Origin of the sequence: Paraburkholderia sp. IW21, assembly GCF_041321145.1 — a bacterium.
Classification (GTDB): Bacteria; Pseudomonadota; Gammaproteobacteria; order Burkholderiales; family Burkholderiaceae; genus Paraburkholderia.
Genome location: NZ_JBGGWA010000005.1, coordinates 537,512 through 555,255 on the forward strand (window position 1 = coordinate 537,512; position 17,744 = coordinate 555,255).

Genomic DNA, 17,744 nt, shown 5'->3' on the forward strand with positions numbered 1-17,744 from the left:
CTGCTCAGACGGTTATTGCGCGGTGGCGCCGAACCACTTGTGGACGATCGCCGCATACGTGCCATCAGCCTTGATCTTCGCCAGCGCCGTGTTGAAGGCGGTCTTCAACTGCGGTTCGTCCTTGCGCACGGCGATGCCGTAGGCTTCGGTCGACAGCGGCTTGTCGAGCACGCGGAAACCGCCCCGCGTCTTCACCAATTGATACGCGGCCGGCTTGCCGGTCACGGCGGCGTCGGCGCGGCCGATCCCCACCAGGTCGAACATTTCCTGATTCTTCTCGACTTCGACACGGTTGATCTGCGGGAAATTGTCGCGCAGGAAGTTGACCGATTTCGTGCCCACCTGGACCGAGACTTTCTTGCCGTTCAGATCAGCTATCGATTTGACCGGCGAATCGCTTTTCACCAGCGCGACGAGGCCGCCCGCGTAGTACGAATCGGTGAAGTCGACTACTTTCGCGCGCTCATCGGTGATGTAGATCGCGGAGATCGCCGCGTCGAAGCGATGCGCGATGAGGCCCGGAATCAGTCCTTTGAAGTCGATGTCGGTCCATTGCACACGCTTGCCCATTGCTTTAGCGAGCGCATTGACCATGTCGACGTCGAAGCCGGTACGCGCGCCGTTCTCGGTGAATTCCATCGGCGGGAAAGTCGCGTCTGTGGCAACGTTCAGCACGTCAGACGTTTGCGCCGAGGCGGTGCCCGAAAACCCGGCAAACGTGACCGCAAACGTGACACATGCGAGGGACAACAGTCGTTTCAGTTTCATGGCGAGACTCCTTTTAGATCGTGTGGTATCCGTATTTAATCCGGCTTTAAGTGCCTCGCCGGATCAATCGGTTTGCATATGCTCGGAAATGGCGCGGGCCGTACGTAGCGTCCCGTCGATGAATTGGTTTTCGCGGCCGATGGCGCGCGTGGACGGCGCCATCAACGTGATCGACGCGCTGCTGCCCGCGCCGCGTCCACTGCGATGAAATATCGGGGCGCTCACGCCCCACACCCCTGGGTCGACTTCACTGTCGCTGACGGCGTAGCCCTGGGCTCGAATCTGTTCGAGTTCGGTTTCGATCGCGGCACGGCCGGCGGGGTCGTTGTCGAACACGCTATCGAGTACTTCGGCGCGCGCCTTGTCGGCCATGAACGCCAACAGCGATTTCGCCGAAGCGCCCGCTTTCAGCGGCATTGCGCGGCCTTTTTCGAACGAGCAGCGCAACGAGTGCTGGCTTTCCACCATTTCCAGGCACATCACCTGATTTTTAACCGCGACTACGAGGCCGATGCTTTCCTGCGACGCACGCGCCAGGTGTTGCATTTCGGCGCGGCTCGCTTCAACCAGCAGCGAGTTCACATCGAAGCCGAGCGCGAGCTGCAAGCTGATCGGACCAGGCGCGTAGTGTCCCGCGTTTTCCGCGACGAAACCCCAGCGTTTGAGTAATGCGATCTGCCGGTACAGCGTGCTTTGCGCGAGACCGGTAACGACGAGCAGGTCCTTGACCGACATGGCCTTGCCATGACTGGCGAGTGCCGCCAGCACCAACAACACCCGTTCAGCACCTGTCACACCCTGTTCCGCGTTCACGATGAAACTACCCGCAATGAATAACGGAATCAGAATGCCAGAACGTTCTCGGATTTCAAAAATATGATTCCCGGTGAATGGGAATGATGGGAGAGGGTTTTCCCCGAAGTGGGGAAAAAAAGAGCACGCCGCGGTGTACGGCGGGGGCGGGTGAAGCGAATTCGTCACCGAACTCGGCGAAGCGCGGCGTCATCGCGCGCTCGATGCGGTACGGCGCGCGTTCCGACGCGAGGCCGGGTGCATACTCGAACGGAAACGGTTCCGCGGATGGCTCGATAAAGGCTCGATCAATGAAAACCTTTCACTGCAATCGCTGCTCGCATCTTGTGTTCTATGAAAACGTTCGTTGCGAACGGTGCGAGGCATTGCTTGGGTATGTACCTGAACTGGCCGAAATCAGCGCTTTCGAAGCCGCCGGGGAAGGACGCTGGCGCAGTCTGCATCCGCGTGCCGAGGGCGCGCTGTTCCGGCAGTGCCACAACTACGCCATTGAAAATGTCTGCAACTGGATGATCCCTGCCGAGTCGCCCGACGCGCTGTGCCGCGCCTGTCAACTCACACTCACGATTCCGAATCTGAGCGCACCGGACAACCGGCTCTACTGGTACCGGCTGGAGATGGCGAAGCGGCGCCTTTTGTACACGCTGGCCGCGCTCGGCCTCGACGTTCCGTCGCGCCAGGCCGATCCCCAACACGGGTTGGCATTCGAATTTCTCGAGGACGTCGGCGATGGTTCGCGTGTCATGACCGGCCACGACAACGGCCTCATCACGCTGAACATCGCCGAAGCAGACGACGCCTACCGCGAAAGCGTGCGCGCCGCGATGGGCGAGCCCTACCGCACCCTGCTCGGCCACTTCCGCCACGAGACGGGCCATTACTACTTCAGTCAGCTGGTGGCGAACAACCCGCGTTGGCTCGAGTCCTACCGCAAGCTGTTCGGTGACGAGCGCGCCGACTACGGCGAGGCGTTGACGGCCTACTATCGCGACGGCGCGCAGGCAGACTGGCAGGCGTCCTTTACCAGTGCGTATGCCACGATGCATCCGTGGGAAGATTGGGCCGAGACGTGGGCGCACTACATGCTGATCGTCGACGTGCTGGATACCTCGGCCTCGTACGGCGTCGCGTTGTTACCGGACGACCCGAGCGAGCCGACGCTGACCGACCGCACGCCGGTGGAAGACGCGAGCTTCGAAAATCTGATGAAGCGGTGGTTTCCGCTCACGTATGCGTTGAACAGCCTGAACCGAAGTCTCGGCATGCCCGATGGTTATCCGTTTACGCTGGCCTCGCCGGTGGTGGACAAGCTGCGCTTCGTGCATCAGGTGATTGCGGCGGCTGGCGACAGAACGTAACCGCGCGAAACGGCAACGCCGCCGAAGCGGCGCGCGCGGCAGCGCTACACTTGTGTGAAGAGAGAATCACGTGTCGAGCGTGTTTCGAACCGCAAAAAAATGCCGCGGATAACGTGATTGTCGTCCGCGGCATTCGCTACTTCATTTGCCACTTCATTTACCACTTCGGCGAGCCGCGCGGTCTTCGAATCGAGCGATTCGACGCGGCAGCGCCGGTTACTTTTTCTGCTGCTGCAAGAGCGATTTGAGCTCCTGCACATTTTCTTCTACGCGTTTTGCGATCACCGCATACGACTCAGCCTGCGTCTGATAGGCGGCTTGCGCCAACTGCTGCATATCGGCGAGCGACTTATGCAAACTTTGCTGAATCAGTTCGGCGGTTTTGGCCGAGGGGGCAGCGCCGCCGGCCGACAACTGCCCCGTGAGCGACTGCAATTCACTCAGCGTGGTACGCAGCATCTCGGTCTGTTTCTGCGCGAGCGACTGCATGCCCTGGAAGGCAGTCTGATTCGCCTGAACCAGTGCTTCCACGTCCTTGCGTCGCGCTTCCATGATGGCGGGTACGTCGAAGCCGGGAAGCTTGAACTGTTCGAGCATTTTGGTGAAATCGCCAAACGGATTGGCGGCGTCAGGTCGGTCCATGCGAAATCCTCCTTAACGTTTGAATACTCGCCGACGGTGCATCGCCGCGGTGTGCTTCTCCGCTTCTCCGCTGTGTGCACCCGTGGCGTCGCGTGCGCCGCGCGTTCCGCAGAGCCTTACGGGTTCTGGGGTCGGACGGCACATTGGTTCAATCATGCGCCATCCGGCCACATTGCGCCAGCGGGCTTTCACCTTCCCGTGCGGTGTATTCGAGACCGATAGCGCGCTCGTCGTGGTACGGCGCGGCACACATTCTTGGTTTCTTCTGCCCACACGCCCGTTCGTTCACTTTGAGCGCGCCGGTAATTCCAACCCGTAGAGCGGGACGCGACAATTCGTCCGACCCTGCCCGCCTGGAAGCGCTCCCGCCAACAGGCAGCGCTCCCGTTCGACGCGCTGCGTTAGCTTTCGCACACAGCCAGGTCAGTGCCCACTTTTCTTCTTCCGTCAGGGGATTAGGATAAAGGCACCGCAACGCTAGAGCCTGGTGAACAATGCGCTATCCGCTGAATATGGCAGTCGCCGCCGCGCTGCTCGTCTTTGTTCTTTGCTGCATCGTCAAGCTCGCCTTGAACTAATGCCTTTTTTCATGGCACTTCGCGCGCCATCTCCCGACCGCACACCGCGCGCCGTCTCTGCATCCCCACTGCCTTAGCGCTCGATATGCGCCGTATTCGCGCCAGCGAACGCAGCGCCGCGATTTCGCCATGACATAGCGCGAAATAATTGCTGAATGGAGTTTGGAAAGGACCTTACCCATACTTCGTTTCGCTGCCGGTGCGTACGAAAAAGACGCATGAGATCAAGGGTGCTTCAAGCGCGAATGCGATCCCGATGATTAACGATCCTACGGTTGCCCAATCATCGGAAGATACGCTCGAACATGACGGCACCCGCGTGCCGACCACAGGATGAACATGTTGACTTCAGTTAGTTTCCTCAAAAAGAATGTCGCTCGTTTTGTATGCATCGCAATCGTTTGCTGCAGTGCGCTCCTGACCGGCTGCGCCAGCGGCAGCATTAACGACGCGAGCCAAACTGGCGCCCAGCCCCATGTGCGCCCGGACAATATTTATGTCTACACCTTCGACAGCAATCCGGACCAAGTAAAGCTGGACAACGGCGGCATGCTGAAGAAATTGAAATCGCACATCGACGGCTCGTCCGCTGCGAAACAGCAATCCGCCGACGCGATCGAAGTGCGCGAGGCGGTGGCCAACGAAATCGTGCATCAATTGCAATCGATGGGTCTGCGTGCGATTCGCTCGGACATCCCCGCACCCGCCGACCAGAACGTCTTGCTCGTGCAAGGCAGCTTCGACGCGATCGATTCGGGTAATCGTCGCCGCCGTGTGCTGATTGGCCTCGGCGCAGGCAAGAGCGAGGTGAGCAGCGCCGTACAGATTCTTTACAAGCCGGCGGGCGGCACAGCGCGGCTGGTGCAAAGTTTCAATGCCACCGGCGACAGCGGCAACGCACCCGGCATGGTGGAAACCGCGGGTGTGGGCGCGGCAGCCGGAAGCATCGCCACCTCAGCAGCAGTGGGCGGCGGCTTGCACGCCGTCTCCGAGACGAAGCAAGCCGGCGTTTCGGCGGACGCGAAGCGACTGGCCGATGCGGTGGCAAAACAGGTGGCGCAGATCGGCGTAAGCGGAGGCTGGCTCTCGACCGAACACACCAGGGGATAACCACTCACAGGTTTGAACTGGAAATAGCGTGCGGCAGGGGTGCTCCAACCAAGCCCACTGCCGCGCGCTGTTTACGTCTTCGAATAGCGCACGCCGTCCCAGCGTTGCGCCAGCCGTAATAGCGCAGGCAGCAGCACGGCCCAGCCGAGCGCCAGAACGATCCACGCTGCGACAGGCTTGTTAAAACGTACCGCGCCGAGCGCCGCACCGGCGCGAAACGACATCGGCCCGGCAATCGCGCCGAGCAACGCGGCCAGCAAGGTTCGCGCGCGCAGCCACGCGAATACCGTGTTGAACTGGATCGCGAAGAGCGCCCACAGCGCACTCAACCAGTACGGCGCGAGACCTTCGACGAAGGTACCGCTCGGATAGGAAAGCAATCCTGAATAAACCAGCAAGCTCTCCCACATCATGCCGACCCACACCGTCACCACGAGCAGCCGCGCTTCGCGCAGCGGTTCGGCGACTCGCGCCAGATGCCACGCAACGGCGCAGGCCGCGAACAGCATGCCGAGCCACCCCGCCCCACGCGCGGCGCTCAGCACGCAGACGAACCAGCCGGCCTGGCAGACGACAAAGTAAAGGCCGGCTCGGGTTCTATTCATGCCAGAGTTTGCGCATGAGCGCGAGCAGCGCGGTCGGGGCCGTGCCCTTTTGACAATAGCCGTCGAAATTGTGACGCGCTTTGCCGGTGTCTTTCACGTGATCCTCATCGAGCGACGTGAACGCGACGATGCCCAGGCTTTGCGTGGGCAGATAGCTGCGCAACGCGCTGGCGGTTTCGTAGCCGTCGCGCTCCGGCATCATGATGTCGAGCACCACGACGTCCGGCACCCAATCCTTCACGCAGCGCAGCGCCTCGCTGCAGCCGTTGGCAGTGCGAGCTTCCACGCCTTCGTACGAGAGATAGATGGCGAGCGCCTCCGCCGCGCCGGCGTTGTCGTCGACGACGAGGACGCGCGGCACTTCGTGCAAAACCCGGACCTCCCGGGCGCTCCACCTTTTGTAAGTAGAGGATGGTCGGGACATGAGTGGTAGCTTGCAATTAAAACGTTAGCGTTCAGCAAGCCTTGTACCACGATCGTCAGAAGTGCGTCATGGAACCGGAGGCATGCGGCGTCATCACGCGTGATGCATCGCAAACAGCTTGGGCAAATCGGCTCAACCATCATGACCTCGCAAGCGAAAAGTACCGGGGCGACGGCCAGCTTTACGCAATGGCTATGCCATTAGCGCTTGCCGCACCGGGCGGGGCCGCGCCGCCCGCCGCGGCGGGAGCAGGTGTCGAGTTCGTGGACAGCGGTTGTCCGCCTGGCCGACATCGTGCCGGCTCGATGCCGCTGGGCCGTTTATGCGAGCCATGCTTCGGCGGGCCGGGATTTTGCTACCCTTTAGCTCCGATCCTTCCCGCCGCCTCCATGTCCGCAGCTCCCCGACGCTTATCGTTCGCCAGTCAGCTCGTGGTCTTCTGGCTGCTGGTCGCGGTCATGTGCGCGCTGCTGATCGGCCTCGTCTGGTTCATGGCGCAAGCCAATCTCGGGCGGCAGATCGGGCTCGCGCGCCAGCAGGGACTCGCCGGTTGCGAGACGATCGGCTCGCGCTACGACTTGTCGATCGACCGCGCGCCGGAGTCACAGCCGAATCCGCAGCCGAATCCAACGCTGAATTCAACACCGAATCCGCAGCCTGATGCGCAACCCCACCCGCAAGCGGCACCGCCGGTGACGCCCTCTCCTACCGCACTCGCCGCGCCGAACACCGATCTGATGCACGCCATCCTCGACATCGTGCTGGCGCAGATGGACGGCGTCGAAGGCGGATTCTGGCGGCCCGTGGGCACGCCGCCCGGCTCGTTCGACGCCTACGCGTTTCCGACCTACCAGGGCAGCGGCATCAAACGCGATATCCCCGAAGCCGAAACGCCACTTATCCTGCGCACGCTGCGTGCTGCGTCTACGACGCACGCGGCGGCGTCCGAATTCGTCGAAAATCAGCAGGACGCCGTGATCGTCACGGCGTGTCCAGTGCCGCACCGCGCGGGCCTGTTCGCGTGGACGCTCTCGCGCGTGCGTCCGCCGCTCGGTCCTTCCGGCAAAGCGCTCGTCACGGCGCTGGCGGTGCTGCTCGCGGCGATCGTCGGCATTGCGATCGCGCTCGGCATCCTGCTGCGTCGCTGGCGGGCGAACCTGGCACGCATCGAAGCCGGCCTCAGCCAACCCGCCGAGGCATTCACGCCAATCGTCCCGACCGGCGAGCCGGACCTCGACAAGATCGTGGGCGCGGTCAACGCGTACGGCGCGCGCGCCACGTCGCTGCAGCAGCAAGCCGGCGAACTGCATACGCAACTCGCAGCGGCGGAACGCTTCGCGGCGATCGGCCGCTTTTCCGCGCAAATGGCGCATGAAATCCGCAACCCGATCGGCGCGATGCGGCTCAAGGCGGAGAATGCGTTGAACGGCGACGAGGAACGCAAGCGGCGCGCGCTCGGCGCGATCCTCGAGCAGATTCAGCGTGTGGAAACACAACTCTCAGGACTACTCGCGTTGACCCAGCCCGTGCGCATCGATGCTCGTCCGGTCGCGTTGCGCGAATGGCTTGCCGAACGCATTGAATGGCATAGCGATGCAGCGGTGCGAGCCCTTATCGCATTGGAACTCGATGTCGCCGACGGGCTTCCCGAGCAAGCCTCTTTCGACGCCGACCAACTGGCGCGCGCGATCGACAATCTGCTCCTCAACGCCCTGCGGCACACACCATCGGGCGGTCACGTGACGCTGCGCGCGGCGCACCCGGCGGCGACGCTGCGCATCGACGTCGCCGATGACGGCCCGGGCGTGGCAAGCGCCGAACGCGAGCATATTTTCGAGCCGTTCGTGACCGGCCACGCGTCCGGTTCGGGGCTCGGTCTCGCCGTGGTGCGGGAAATCGCCGCTGCCCATGGCGGGCGTGCCTTTTATGAAGCGCGCGAGCGCGGTGCATGGTTTGTGATCGAGATCCCATGGCACACATCCTGATTGTCGACGACGACGATGCCTTCCGCGAAAGCCTTGCCGAGACGTTAGGCGACCTCGGCCATGCGATCGCGCAAGCGAGCAACGGCCACGACGCGCTCGCTTTGCTGGCCGGCGGCACGCGCATCGATTGCATGTTCCTCGACTTCAGGATGCCGGACTTGAGCGGCATCGAGGTGCTTGAACGATTGCGCGCGATGCCGGCGCGCAAGGCGCTGCCGGTCGTCGTGCTGACCGCTTTCGCCACCAGCGACAACACCATCCACGCGATGCGCCTCGGCGCTTTCGAGCACCTGACCAAGCCGGTCGGGCGCGACGCGATCGCGTCCTTGCTCGCCAGGATCGAAGCTTCGAATCGCGGCGCATCGCGTCCGCCGCTGCCTGCGTCGAACGAAGCATCCGTCGACGCCGACACCCCTCGCCTGTTGGGCAACAGCGAGGCGCTGCGCGACGCGCAAAAGCAGATCGGCCGCGCCGCCGCCACCGATTCGACCGTGCTGATCACGGGCGAAACCGGCACTGGCAAGGAAGTGGCCGCTCGCGTGCTGCACGATGCGTCGCGGCGGCGGCATGCGCCGTTCGTGGCAATCAATTGCGCGGCGATTCCCGCCGAACTTCTGGAGAGCGAACTATTCGGCCATGCGAAGGGAGCGTTCACCGGCGCGGTAGCGCAACGTCCTGGACGCATCGTCGATGCAAACGGCGGTACGCTGTTCCTCGACGAAATCGGCGATCTGCCGTTGCCGATGCAGGCCAAGCTGCTACGCGTCATTCAGGAGCGCGCGCTTACACCGGTCGGCAGCAACGCGGACGTGCCGATCGACGTGCGCCTCGTGGCCGCGACACACCGCGACCTCGCGGCGGAAGTGGTGGCGCGCACCTTCCGCGAAGACCTGTTCTACCGGCTCAACGTGATCCCGATCCACTTGCCGCCATTGCGCGATCGTCCCGACGACATCCTTACGCTCGCCATGCATTTTCTTGCTGCCGCCGCTCATATCGGGGGACCTGCCCGGAACCTGAGCAGCGACGCCGGGCGGCGGCTCCTCGCCTATGCGTGGCCCGGCAACGTGCGCGAGTTGAAGAACGCGATGGAGCGTGTCGCGGCACTCGCGCGCGGCCCGCTCGTGACCGCAGACGACCTGGTTTTTCTGACTGCGCCGCGCGCTTCGACCGGCGAGATTCCCACTGCGCTGCTCGATCTGCCGCTGCCCCAGGCGATCGAACGCGCGTTGCAGCAGACCGTGGGCAATCGCGCCGAAGCGGCGCGCCGCCTCGGCATCAGTCGCCAGTCGCTCTATACGAAGATGGCCGCGTACAAGCTCGGCTGACGATCCCACCGGGCGACCGACGCATGCAAGCCAGGTTGAGGGCCGCCCGATGTCCATGCAACGGACACTCATCGTCCAGCAAGGAGACATCGGCAACCCGCTGGCGCTACGCAGAGCCTTATGCGACCGGGCTTTGCGGCATGGCATAACGCTTGCAAAGACTCCTGCACGACATTGCAGTCGAAGGGAGTTCAGCGATGAATCGTTTCAACCCGATCGTGCGCGCAGCGTCTGCGCTCGCCATGATCGCAGCAACCGCTGCCTGCGCGGCGCAGCCCGCGTCTCCGCCGGAGGGCGGCTTGATGCCCCCGCCGCCGCCGCAAGCCGGCGGTGCCATGCCGCCGCCTCCGCCGAGCGCCGGTGGTCCGATGGCACAGTCGCCGCAAGGCGGCGCGCCGACGCGGCCTCCACGGCCGATGGCCCGCGGCCCGCGCGGCGGCGGTGTCCCCACTACCGTCAGCGGCGTGGTCCGACGCTTTCTGATCAACCCCGAAGGCGACGTCGACGGACTGCTGCTGGCCGACAACACACTCGTGCGGTTCCCGCCGCATATCGGCGCCCAGGTCGCCGCCACGCTTGCGCCGGGCGATACCGTCAATGTGAACGGCTTCGCGCAGCCAGGCGGAAGCCTGCGGGCGAGCCAGATCGCCGACGTGAAGAACGGCCGCCGCATCGTCGATCAACCGCCGCCTGCCGACGTCCAGCGTCTGCCGAAATCGCTCGCCGGTGTCGGGCTCGTCAAACTCACCGCTGCGGGCCGCGTGCTTCGCGTGACGAGCGCACCGCGCGGCGAACCCGACGGCGTGCTACTCACCGACGGCACCGTCATCAAGCTGACGCCCCCGGCCGCCGCGCAATTCGCGAGCCTGTTGCAGCCGGGCACAACGATCGCGGCACAAGGCTACGGCACGCGCAATCGCTACGGCGAGTCGCTGCAGGCAACCGCATTCGGCACACCCGGCAATCTCACCGTTCTTTACGACAACCTGCCAAAGTAACCCACGAACAAGGAGCTCTACCATGCATTGGATCGATCCCGCCTGTCTGCCTGAAACGCGCGGCAAAGTCGTGTTGTTCCTGCTCAATCCGCACGGCGACGCCGACGGCTTCATTCTCCAGCACGCCGACGGCACGCAGCAGCAGATTCATTTCCCGCCGCATCTGGGCAAACAGGTCGCACGGCACCTCGCGGCAGGCGACACGGTGCGCGTACGCGGTGTGAAACCGCGTGGCGTGGACATGGTCGCGGCCGTCTCGCTCATGACCAGACAGGGCGTCGAGATCGTCGACGAAGGCCCGCAGCATCACGAGCAGGGTCCGAAGCACGAACACGGGCATGGACATGAACACGACGGCGAGCCGATGGACGTGCAAGGCGAAGTCGTGCTGCCGCTTTATGGGCCGAAAGGCGAATTGCGCGGTGCGTTGCTTGAGGACGGCACGTCGCTGCGCATGCCGCCGCATGCCGCCGCCGAACTCGTCGAGTATCTGACGCCAGGCGTGCATGTGCAGGCATGGGGGCCGGGTGTGAGAAACAAATTCGGCTGCACGGTGGATGTCCACGACATCGCCGAACTGGTTGATGGGGAAGCCGGGTTGGAGGCGTAAACGCGTGGATCCCGGCGGCCGGACCGCCGGGACCTGAACGCAAGGAGAACGGGCCGAAAGGGCACACGCTCGTGATGAGTTTCCCGGCGAGCGAATGCCATCTCAGCCGCGCCGGACCGCAAGGGCCCCGTGCGCCACAGCATGAACGTCAGAACCTGTGCCTCATGCAGCACAGTCAAGCCTCTTACGCGCCGCCCTTTTCCATCGCGCGCTGGTAAGCAGGGCGCGCCTCGATGCGATCGACGAACGAAGTGATATTCGGGAAGGCGTCGCGTCCGCAAAACTTCAGGCACAACTGGGCGACGAACGAGAGCTGAATATCGGCCCCCGTCAATTCATCGCCGACGAAGTATTCGCGACCGGTCAATTCCTGATTCAGAAAACCCAGGTGATTCTGTAACTCACTTTGGATTCTCGGTTGCAATGCGGCAGCACCGTCGCCAAGACGGGCCGTGTACACCTTCAGCATAAGCGGCAGCATGGCGGAGCCTTCCGCATAGTGCAGAAACTGGGCGTAACGGTCGTACTCATCGGTTCCATAGGCCGGGCACAAGCGCCCGTTGCCATGGCGGCGAATCAGATAATCGACGATCGCGCCCGACTCGAAAATTACCCGGTCACCGTCGCGAATCACGGGAGCCTTGCCAAGCGGATGGACCGCCGTCAGTTCCGGCGGCGCAAGACGGGTATCCGGATTCCGCTGATATTGAACAAGCTTGTAGTCGAGGTTGAGTTCTTCCAGCAACCAGGTAATGCGGCGCGAACGGGATTCGTTGAGGTGGTGGACTTCGATCATGAATTGGGCTTTGGAGTTAGTTAGAGAAAGTGCAGCCCATGCCTGCCTTGCACCCGGTTGAAGACCCGGACAAGCAGGTATGGGGGAGATCCGATGAACGTGCAACGATGAGGGCTCCGCTTTCCGCGGAGTCGGTGATTCGATTCGAGAAGCTTCAATAGCGCCTCGCCCGTGACAGTGTCACACCGATTTCATCGCTTCCGGATGCAGGCGAAAAAAATGTTGTCTGAGCCGACGCTGGCGAGGTTGCCCGGAACGATGCTGCAACGCGACTAGAGGCGTGGGCGAGTCTCCCAAGCCCACCCGTACCGGACACCATCCCACAAACCGTATAGGTACTGTACCGGCAGGTGTCGCTAGAATGCTTCAACGTCCCATCGACCGACACTGGAGCCCCCATGTCTTACCTCAGCCTCAGCGCGCTGCCCGCCGGCATTCTGTTCGCGCTCGTCACCTCCATCACGCCCGGTCCGAACAACACCATGCTGCTGGCCTCGGGGGTCAACTTCGGCTTTCGCCGCACGCTGCCGCATCTTTCCGGCATTAGCGCCGGGGTCGTGCTGTTGATGCTGTCGGTCGGGATTGGCCTCGGCGAAGCCTTCGTGCATTTCCCCGTGCTGTACACGGTGCTCGAAGTCGCAAGCGTCGCGTACCTGCTGTATCTGGCGTGGAAAATCGGCACGTCGGGTGAATTGAAGGTCAAGAAAGGCGATCGCCGGCCCATGAAGTTCCATGAAGCCATCGCCTTCCAGTGGGTCAATCCGAAAGCGTGGATGATGGTGCTGACCGCCGCCACGACGATCCACCTCAGCGCGAGCACCAGCGCGAATGCCATCGCCATGGCGCTGATCTTCTACGTGATCGGTTTTCCGTGCATCTGCCTGTGGGCCGGCTTCGGCACCGCGATGCGGCGCGTGCTGTCGGACCCGAAGCGATTGCGCCTCTTCAATGTGGCGATGGCGCTGCTGCTGGTGCTCTCGCTGTATCCGATCGCGCTGGAGCTGCTCCGCCACGCCGCTTGAGCACGGCTATATCGCCCCCTGCCCGACTCGCTCGATGAAGCGCCACAGCGCGTCGTCGGTCGAGTACGGCGCGTTGAAACGAAACCACGCGCTGGGGGCGTCGTCGGGACGGAAGTAGGAGCCGGGCGCGAGCCAGATGCCGTGCGTGAGCGCCGCGGTCGCCACTTCAACTGCGCGTTCCGCTTCGATCGGCAGGCGCGCCCACAAGAACAGGCCGGCACGTGGCCGGTGAAACAGTTCGAGACCGAGCGAGTCGAGCCGCTCTTCGACGGTCGCATGCGCGAGCTTGAGCCGCTCGTTCACGGCTTCGACATGGCGCGCATAGCGCCCTTCAAGCAACACCTTGTCGACGATCCGCTCGATCGCTTCCGACGAGGTCAACCCCACCGCCATCTTCGTGCGCGCCAGTTCGCGCAGCACCGCGCGCTCGGCGACCACATAGCCGCAGCGCAGCCCCGGCGTCACCGTCTTCGAAAAACCGCCCACGTAGAGCACGCGCTGCAAGCCTTCCATGGCGGCAAACAAAGGCGCGCCGGGCGGCGCCAGCTCGCGGCTGACATCGTCTTCGATCACCCACATACGCTGACGCTCCGCGATCTGCAACAGACGGAACGCCGCCGACATGCCAAAGGTCGCCCCGGTCGGATTCTGCAGCGTGGTGTTGACGAAAATCGCCTTCGGCTTGTGTTGCGCAACCAGCGCTTCGAGCACGTCGGTATCGAGGCCGGCCGGCGTGCGCGGCACACCATGCACCACCAGCCCCGCCAGCTTGAGAATCTGCAGCAGATTGCAATAACCGGGATCTTCGACGATCACGGCGTCGCCCGCGCGCAGCAGCGTGCGGACGATCAGATCCAGCCCTTGCGTCGCGCCCTGCGTAAGCAGCACGTTGGAGACGTCGACCGCCAGGCCGCGCCGGTCGAGTTGCTCGGCGATCCGCTCGCGCAGCGGCGCGAAACCGTACGGATGCCCGTAGTCGCCGAGCCGCGCCGCCGGCACCCGGCTCATCGCGCGCAGCGCATGCTGCAAGCCGGTTTCGTTGATCCATTCGTTCGGCAGCCAGCCGCCGCCCGCCTTGATCGGCACCGAATGGTCCGCGAACACGTCGGACAGCAGCCACGTCGCGGTCAGGCTCGGCGGCTGCCAGTCGGTCGGGGCAACCCGCACGGACTGCGAGCGCGGCGCCACGCGATAACCGGAACCGCGCCGCGCCACCACGAGGCCCATCGAAACAAGACGGTTGTACGCCTCCGTGACGGTGAAGGTACTCAGTTCGTGGCTTTGCGCCAGCGCCCGCACCGACGGCAGCAGCGCGCCGGCGCGCAGCGACTGCGCCTCGATGGCGTGCGCAAAGCCTTGCACGACCTGTTCGACGAGCGTGGGAGCGGCGCGTCGGTCACGCTCAAGTTGTAATTCGATCATGGTCAGGACGGAGAGGCGACACAGTTATCGCAATTTCACCAATACAGTTAGCGACACACTACAGCAACTGTTTATGCCGCCATTAAACCGCGGACGCTACAGTTTTGGCTACGCCCCGAAGGAAGTCCCCTTGGGGGACCACTTCGAGGAGAAAACCATGACTTCGCGCCCCGTCATCGACGACCTGTCGTCTTTCTGGATGCCCTTCACCGCCAACCGCCAGTTCAAGGCCGCGCCGCGCCTGCTGGAATCGGCCAAGGGTATGTACTACCGCACCACGGACGGGCGTGAAGTGCTCGACGGCTGCGCGGGTCTCTGGTGCGTGAACGCCGGTCACGGCCGCGACGAAATCGTCGCCGCGATCAGCCAGCAACTGTCGACGCTCGATTTCGCACCGACCTTCCAGATGGGCCACCCGTTGGCATTCGAAGCGGCTACGAAAGTCGCTGAACTGATGCCGAACGGCCTGGACCGGATCTTCTTCACGAACTCCGGCTCGGAATCGGTCGACACCGCCCTGAAAATCGCACTGGCGTACCACCGCTCGCGCGGCGAAGGCCAGCGCACGCGTCTGATCGGCCGCGAGCGTGGCTATCACGGCGTGGGCTTCGGCGGCATTTCGGTCGGCGGTATCGCACCGAATCGCAAGACGTTCTCGGGCGCGCTGCTGCCGGCGGTCGACCATCTGCCGCACACGCATAACCTCGAGCACAACGCGTTTTCGAAAGGCCAGCCCGCATGGGGCGCGCATCTCGCCGACGAACTCGAGCGCATCGTCACGCTGCACGATGCATCCACGATTGCCGCCGTGATCGTCGAACCGGTGGCCGGCTCGACGGGCGTGCTGATTCCGCCGCAAGGCTATCTGCAGAAGCTGCGCGAGATCTGCACGAAGCACGGCATCCTGCTGATTTTCGACGAAGTGATTACTGGTTTCGGCCGCGTCGGCAAGGCGACGGCGAGCGAATACTTCGGCGTGACGCCGGACCTGATCACGATGGCCAAGGCGATCAACAACGCCGCGGTCCCGATGGGCGCGGTGGCCGCGAGCCGCACGATCCACGACACGATCGTCAACAACGGCGCACAGGGTGCAATCGAGCTGTTCCACGGCTACACGTATTCGGCCCACCCGGTAGCGGCCGCAGCTACGGTTGCGACGCTCGACCTGTATCACCGCGAAGGCCTGTTCGAGCGCGCTGCCTCGCTCGCGCCGACGTTTGAAGCCGCCGCTCATTCGCTGCGCGGTACGAAGCATGTGAAGGACGTTCGCAACCTCGGCATGATCGCGGGCGTCGAGCTCGAGCCGCGCGACGGCGCGCCGGGCGCGCGTGCTTATGAAGCGTTCGTGAAGTGCTTCGAGGCCGGCGTGCTGGTGCGCTTTACCGGCGACATCCTCGCGTTCTCGCCGCCGCTCATCATCAATGAAGAGCAGATCGCGCACATCTTCAAGACTGTGGGCGACGTGCTCGCGACGGTGCAGTAAAAGGGCTGCAGAGGTGCGGCGTGCAAGGGGGGCGCGCCGCATTGGCACTGGAGCGAAAGGGACGGCAGCGCCGCCGCCCCTTTCGCGCGTGGCGCGATCGAAGCGTGCGTCGCGCTTCGATCATGTACGTCGCCTTCTCAGGCGCTAGCGTCAGTGATGTGTGCGCGAAGCCCTCGTATGCGCAGCCTTCTTCGCTGCGGCCGAACGGCCTGCGGCACCCTTCGTCGCGGCGGCCTTCTTCGCTGCTGCGGAACGGCTGGCCGCCGGACGTTTGGCTGCCGCCGACCTGGTCTGCTTCGACAAGGCCTTTTTCGATGCACCAGCGCTACCTTCACGTTTCAACGCATTGGTTGCCGCACGTGAGCGCTTGGCTGTCGACTCGCTGCTCGCACTCTTCTTTGCCGTGCTCTTGTGCTGGCCGGCAGCGGTGTCCTTCTCCGCATTCTTTCGCGTCGCCTCGCTCGTCGCGCCCTTCTTCGGCGACTTCACGGCAACGCCCGCGCGGCGCGCTTCCGACAAGCCGATTGCAATCGCCTGCTTCGCCGATCTGACGCCGTGCTTGCCGGCGCGCACCTTATCGACCTCGTCCTTGACGAATTCTCCGGCTTGGGTGCTCGATGCCTTACCGGCACGTTTGTCGGCTTGGGCGCGTTTGATGGTTTTCTGTTCGGGCATGACAGTCCTCCGGTTGGCTCTTGGCTTATGTCATGCAGCAACGCGTGTGCCGGGGCGGTTCGCGGCGAGTGCGGGTGTGCCTGGAGAAGCCGTCTGACGGGGATGTTTATGTTTTTGGCCCGGCGCGGGAGCGATTGCGAGGACGCCGGCCGCGGCGCGGAGAGACTTCAGCGAAGCTGGTTTCGGTGCGGTGAAATTTCAGGAAATTGCCGGACAAGGCTCGCGCCGGCCACCGGGACGGCGTATGGTAATAGCAAGGGTTGGCGCCGTGGTCTGACCCGACGGGAGACGTTCATGAAGATACCGACCGTTCGCGCAGGCGCGCATATTGAAGGCGTGCACTGGATCGCCGAATACGCCGAAGACGTTCACGAGATTCGCGTGTTTCGCGAAGGCCAGGAAGTGGATGTGCATAACGCGCCGTCCACGTTGTTTGGCGATGAGGAGAATGCCGGGTCTAAGAGCACTGCGGATCATCGAGCTGTGGAAGCCGCTGTGCTGGCTTATTTGAAGCGGTTTGTTATTGAGCATGACGCGGAGGAGTAGCGGGTTTTTGCCTGCGGGGCGCTTGTCTGTCTGTGGTTCTGGCTTTTGCGGCTTTTCTTGATTTGTTTGTGGTCTATTGGCGTTGCCACTGTGCGGGGCGGCACTTACTGAGCCTTTTCTTGATTTGTTAGTAGTCTATTGGCGTTGCCCCTGTGCGGGGCGGCACTTACTGAGCCTTTTCTTGATTTGTTAGTGGTCTATTAGCGTTGCCCCTGTGCGGGGCGGCACCTACTTTCTTTGCCGCCGCAAAGAAAGTAGGCCAAGAAAGCGGCTCAAACCGCTAATACTAAGCGGCTCTCCTGGCTTGGAGGGGCCAGTGGCCCCGTGGAATCCGGGCCCCCGTACCGTCAACTGCAAGTGACAAAGGAGTCGTCAGCTGTATTAGCCTGGACTTGATCTGACAGGTAGTCGGAAAGCGAAGTAACAAAGTCGGTTCAGTGAGGGATCAGTTTCTCCCTGGCGAGTTCGAGTGAATCGAGGAAGGTACGCATAGGCGTCTTGCCGTAGCACCATCGCCCCTGATGTTCGCGCTCATTGTTGTACTGGTCAAGCCAGCCGTCCAAATCGGTCTGCAGAGC

17 protein-coding genes and 1 pseudogene are annotated in these 17,744 nt (G+C 63.2%); 9 read left to right on the top strand and 9 right to left on the bottom strand.

Features of this window, described 5'->3' with window-relative positions; genetic code table 11:
• Positions 1 to 12: 12 nt before the first annotated feature.
• Entirely contained in the window at positions 13 to 768 is a 756-nt protein-coding gene (locus ACAX43_RS15685; protein WP_370709304.1) for a transporter substrate-binding domain-containing protein, read from the bottom strand.
• Positions 769 to 831: 63 nt separating this feature from the next.
• Complete coding sequence (locus tag ACAX43_RS15690) at positions 832 to 1,581, bottom strand: IclR family transcriptional regulator (RefSeq protein WP_370709305.1); 750 nt, start codon at positions 1,579 to 1,581, stop codon at positions 832 to 834.
• A gap of 290 nt (positions 1,582 to 1,871) precedes the next feature.
• On the opposite strand from ACAX43_RS15690, the gene ACAX43_RS15695 reads away from it, so the two are divergent.
• Complete coding sequence (locus ACAX43_RS15695; protein ID WP_370709306.1) at positions 1,872 to 2,939, top strand: putative zinc-binding metallopeptidase; 1,068 nt, start codon at positions 1,872 to 1,874, stop codon at positions 2,937 to 2,939.
• 216 nt (positions 2,940 to 3,155) lie between these two features.
• On the opposite strand, the gene ACAX43_RS15700 is transcribed toward ACAX43_RS15695, so the two are convergent.
• Positions 3,156 to 3,581, bottom strand: coding sequence for a phasin family protein (locus tag ACAX43_RS15700; protein ID WP_370709307.1), 426 nt, complete (start codon positions 3,579 to 3,581; stop codon positions 3,156 to 3,158).
• A 917-nt stretch (positions 3,582 to 4,498) separates the two neighbouring features.
• Here ACAX43_RS15700 and ACAX43_RS15705 point away from each other — a divergent pair.
• On the top strand, positions 4,499 to 5,269 hold the full coding sequence (locus tag ACAX43_RS15705; protein WP_370709308.1) for a DUF4410 domain-containing protein: 771 nt from the start codon (positions 4,499 to 4,501) through the stop codon (positions 5,267 to 5,269).
• 71 nt (positions 5,270 to 5,340) lie between these two features.
• On the opposite strand, the gene ACAX43_RS15710 is transcribed toward ACAX43_RS15705, so the two are convergent.
• Together ACAX43_RS15710 and ACAX43_RS15715 are read right to left on the bottom strand one after the other, a co-directional pair.
• The gene (locus ACAX43_RS15710) at positions 5,341 to 5,874 is read right to left on the bottom strand and encodes a DUF2878 domain-containing protein (RefSeq protein ID WP_370709309.1); all 534 of its coding nucleotides are present in this window, start codon (positions 5,872 to 5,874) and stop codon (positions 5,341 to 5,343) included.
• Positions 5,867 to 6,298, bottom strand: coding sequence for a response regulator (locus ACAX43_RS15715; RefSeq protein WP_370709310.1), 432 nt, complete (start codon positions 6,296 to 6,298; stop codon positions 5,867 to 5,869). Before ACAX43_RS15715 ends, ACAX43_RS15710 begins: the two co-directional genes overlap by 8 nt.
• A gap of 389 nt (positions 6,299 to 6,687) precedes the next feature.
• Here ACAX43_RS15715 and ACAX43_RS15720 point away from each other — a divergent pair, with 389 nt between their 5' ends.
• The 4 genes from ACAX43_RS15720 to ACAX43_RS15735 all read left to right on the top strand — a co-directional run bounded on the left by ACAX43_RS15720 (position 6,688) and on the right by ACAX43_RS15735 (position 11,219).
• Complete coding sequence (locus tag ACAX43_RS15720) at positions 6,688 to 8,283, top strand: ATP-binding protein (RefSeq protein ID WP_370709311.1); 1,596 nt, start codon at positions 6,688 to 6,690, stop codon at positions 8,281 to 8,283.
• Entirely contained in the window at positions 8,268 to 9,611 is a 1,344-nt protein-coding gene (locus tag ACAX43_RS15725) for a sigma-54-dependent transcriptional regulator (protein WP_370709312.1), read from the top strand. Before ACAX43_RS15720 ends, ACAX43_RS15725 begins: the two co-directional genes overlap by 16 nt.
• A gap of 197 nt (positions 9,612 to 9,808) precedes the next feature.
• Positions 9,809 to 10,609 carry a hypothetical protein gene (locus tag ACAX43_RS15730; protein ID WP_370709313.1) on the top strand — a complete coding sequence of 267 codons (801 nt, stop codon included), beginning with the start codon at positions 9,809 to 9,811 and terminating at the stop codon, positions 10,607 to 10,609.
• Between the two features lie 22 nt (positions 10,610 to 10,631).
• Positions 10,632 to 11,219 (top strand): hypothetical protein, encoded by a 588-nt coding sequence (locus ACAX43_RS15735; protein ID WP_370709314.1) that lies wholly within the window; start codon positions 10,632 to 10,634, stop codon positions 11,217 to 11,219.
• A 184-nt stretch (positions 11,220 to 11,403) separates the two neighbouring features.
• On the opposite strand, the gene ACAX43_RS15740 is transcribed toward ACAX43_RS15735, so the two are convergent.
• On the bottom strand, positions 11,404 to 12,120 hold the full coding sequence (locus ACAX43_RS15740) for a glutathione S-transferase family protein (protein ID WP_370709315.1): 717 nt from the start codon (positions 12,118 to 12,120) through the stop codon (positions 11,404 to 11,406).
• Positions 12,121 to 12,413: 293 nt separating this feature from the next.
• On the opposite strand from ACAX43_RS15740, the gene ACAX43_RS15745 reads away from it, so the two are divergent.
• Complete coding sequence (locus ACAX43_RS15745; RefSeq protein WP_370709316.1) at positions 12,414 to 13,037, top strand: LysE family translocator; 624 nt, start codon at positions 12,414 to 12,416, stop codon at positions 13,035 to 13,037.
• A gap of 6 nt (positions 13,038 to 13,043) precedes the next feature.
• On the opposite strand, the gene ACAX43_RS15750 is transcribed toward ACAX43_RS15745, so the two are convergent.
• The gene (locus ACAX43_RS15750) at positions 13,044 to 14,459 is read right to left on the bottom strand and encodes a PLP-dependent aminotransferase family protein (RefSeq protein WP_370709317.1); all 1,416 of its coding nucleotides are present in this window, start codon (positions 14,457 to 14,459) and stop codon (positions 13,044 to 13,046) included.
• A gap of 157 nt (positions 14,460 to 14,616) precedes the next feature.
• Here ACAX43_RS15750 and ACAX43_RS15755 point away from each other — a divergent pair, with 157 nt between their 5' ends.
• Positions 14,617 to 15,945: an aspartate aminotransferase family protein gene (locus tag ACAX43_RS15755; protein WP_370709318.1), complete on the top strand. Its 1,329-nt coding sequence runs from the start codon at positions 14,617 to 14,619 to the stop codon at positions 15,943 to 15,945.
• A gap of 150 nt (positions 15,946 to 16,095) precedes the next feature.
• Here ACAX43_RS15755 and ACAX43_RS15760 read toward each other — a convergent pair whose 3' ends face one another.
• A complete protein-coding gene (locus ACAX43_RS15760; RefSeq protein ID WP_370709319.1) occupies positions 16,096 to 16,620 on the bottom strand; it encodes a DUF6496 domain-containing protein in 525 nt (174 codons plus the stop codon).
• Positions 16,621 to 16,914: 294 nt separating this feature from the next.
• Between ACAX43_RS15760 and ACAX43_RS15765 the strand changes: the two genes are divergently transcribed.
• Positions 16,915 to 17,166, top strand: a complete 252-nt coding sequence (locus tag ACAX43_RS15765; protein ID WP_007178046.1) for a hypothetical protein — start codon at positions 16,915 to 16,917, stop codon at positions 17,164 to 17,166.
• Between the two features lie 434 nt (positions 17,167 to 17,600).
• On the opposite strand, the pseudogene ACAX43_RS15770 reads toward ACAX43_RS15765, so the two are convergent.
• A pseudogene (locus ACAX43_RS15770) lies at positions 17,601 to 17,744 on the bottom strand (IS481 family transposase); the annotation flags it as partial.

Excerpts from the sequence above, each read along its gene's own strand:
- ACAX43_RS15720 (WP_370709311.1), top strand. The coding sequence starts at position 6,688 with ATGTCCGCAGCTCCCCGACGCTTATCGTTCGCCAGTCAGCTCGTGGTC.
- ACAX43_RS15715 (WP_370709310.1), bottom strand. The coding sequence starts at position 6,298 with ATGTCCCGACCATCCTCTACTTACAAAAGGTGGAGCGCCCGGGAGGTC.
- ACAX43_RS15745 (WP_370709316.1), top strand. The coding sequence starts at position 12,414 with ATGTCTTACCTCAGCCTCAGCGCGCTGCCCGCCGGCATTCTGTTCGCG.
- ACAX43_RS15685 (WP_370709304.1), bottom strand. The coding sequence starts at position 768 with ATGAAACTGAAACGACTGTTGTCCCTCGCATGTGTCACGTTTGCGGTC.
- ACAX43_RS15710 (WP_370709309.1), bottom strand. The coding sequence starts at position 5,874 with ATGAATAGAACCCGAGCCGGCCTTTACTTTGTCGTCTGCCAGGCCGGC.
- ACAX43_RS15695 (WP_370709306.1), top strand. The coding sequence starts at position 1,872 with ATGAAAACCTTTCACTGCAATCGCTGCTCGCATCTTGTGTTCTATGAA.
- ACAX43_RS15725 (WP_370709312.1), top strand. The coding sequence starts at position 8,268 with ATGGCACACATCCTGATTGTCGACGACGACGATGCCTTCCGCGAAAGC.
- ACAX43_RS15705 (WP_370709308.1), top strand. The coding sequence starts at position 4,499 with ATGTTGACTTCAGTTAGTTTCCTCAAAAAGAATGTCGCTCGTTTTGTA.
- ACAX43_RS15735 (WP_370709314.1), top strand. The coding sequence starts at position 10,632 with ATGCATTGGATCGATCCCGCCTGTCTGCCTGAAACGCGCGGCAAAGTC.
- ACAX43_RS15765 (WP_007178046.1), top strand. The coding sequence starts at position 16,915 with ATGAAGATACCGACCGTTCGCGCAGGCGCGCATATTGAAGGCGTGCAC.
- ACAX43_RS15730 (WP_370709313.1), top strand. The coding sequence starts at position 9,809 with ATGAATCGTTTCAACCCGATCGTGCGCGCAGCGTCTGCGCTCGCCATG.
- ACAX43_RS15750 (WP_370709317.1), bottom strand. The coding sequence starts at position 14,459 with ATGATCGAATTACAACTTGAGCGTGACCGACGCGCCGCTCCCACGCTC.
- ACAX43_RS15760 (WP_370709319.1), bottom strand. The coding sequence starts at position 16,620 with ATGCCCGAACAGAAAACCATCAAACGCGCCCAAGCCGACAAACGTGCC.
- ACAX43_RS15700 (WP_370709307.1), bottom strand. The coding sequence starts at position 3,581 with ATGGACCGACCTGACGCCGCCAATCCGTTTGGCGATTTCACCAAAATG.
- ACAX43_RS15755 (WP_370709318.1), top strand. The coding sequence starts at position 14,617 with ATGACTTCGCGCCCCGTCATCGACGACCTGTCGTCTTTCTGGATGCCC.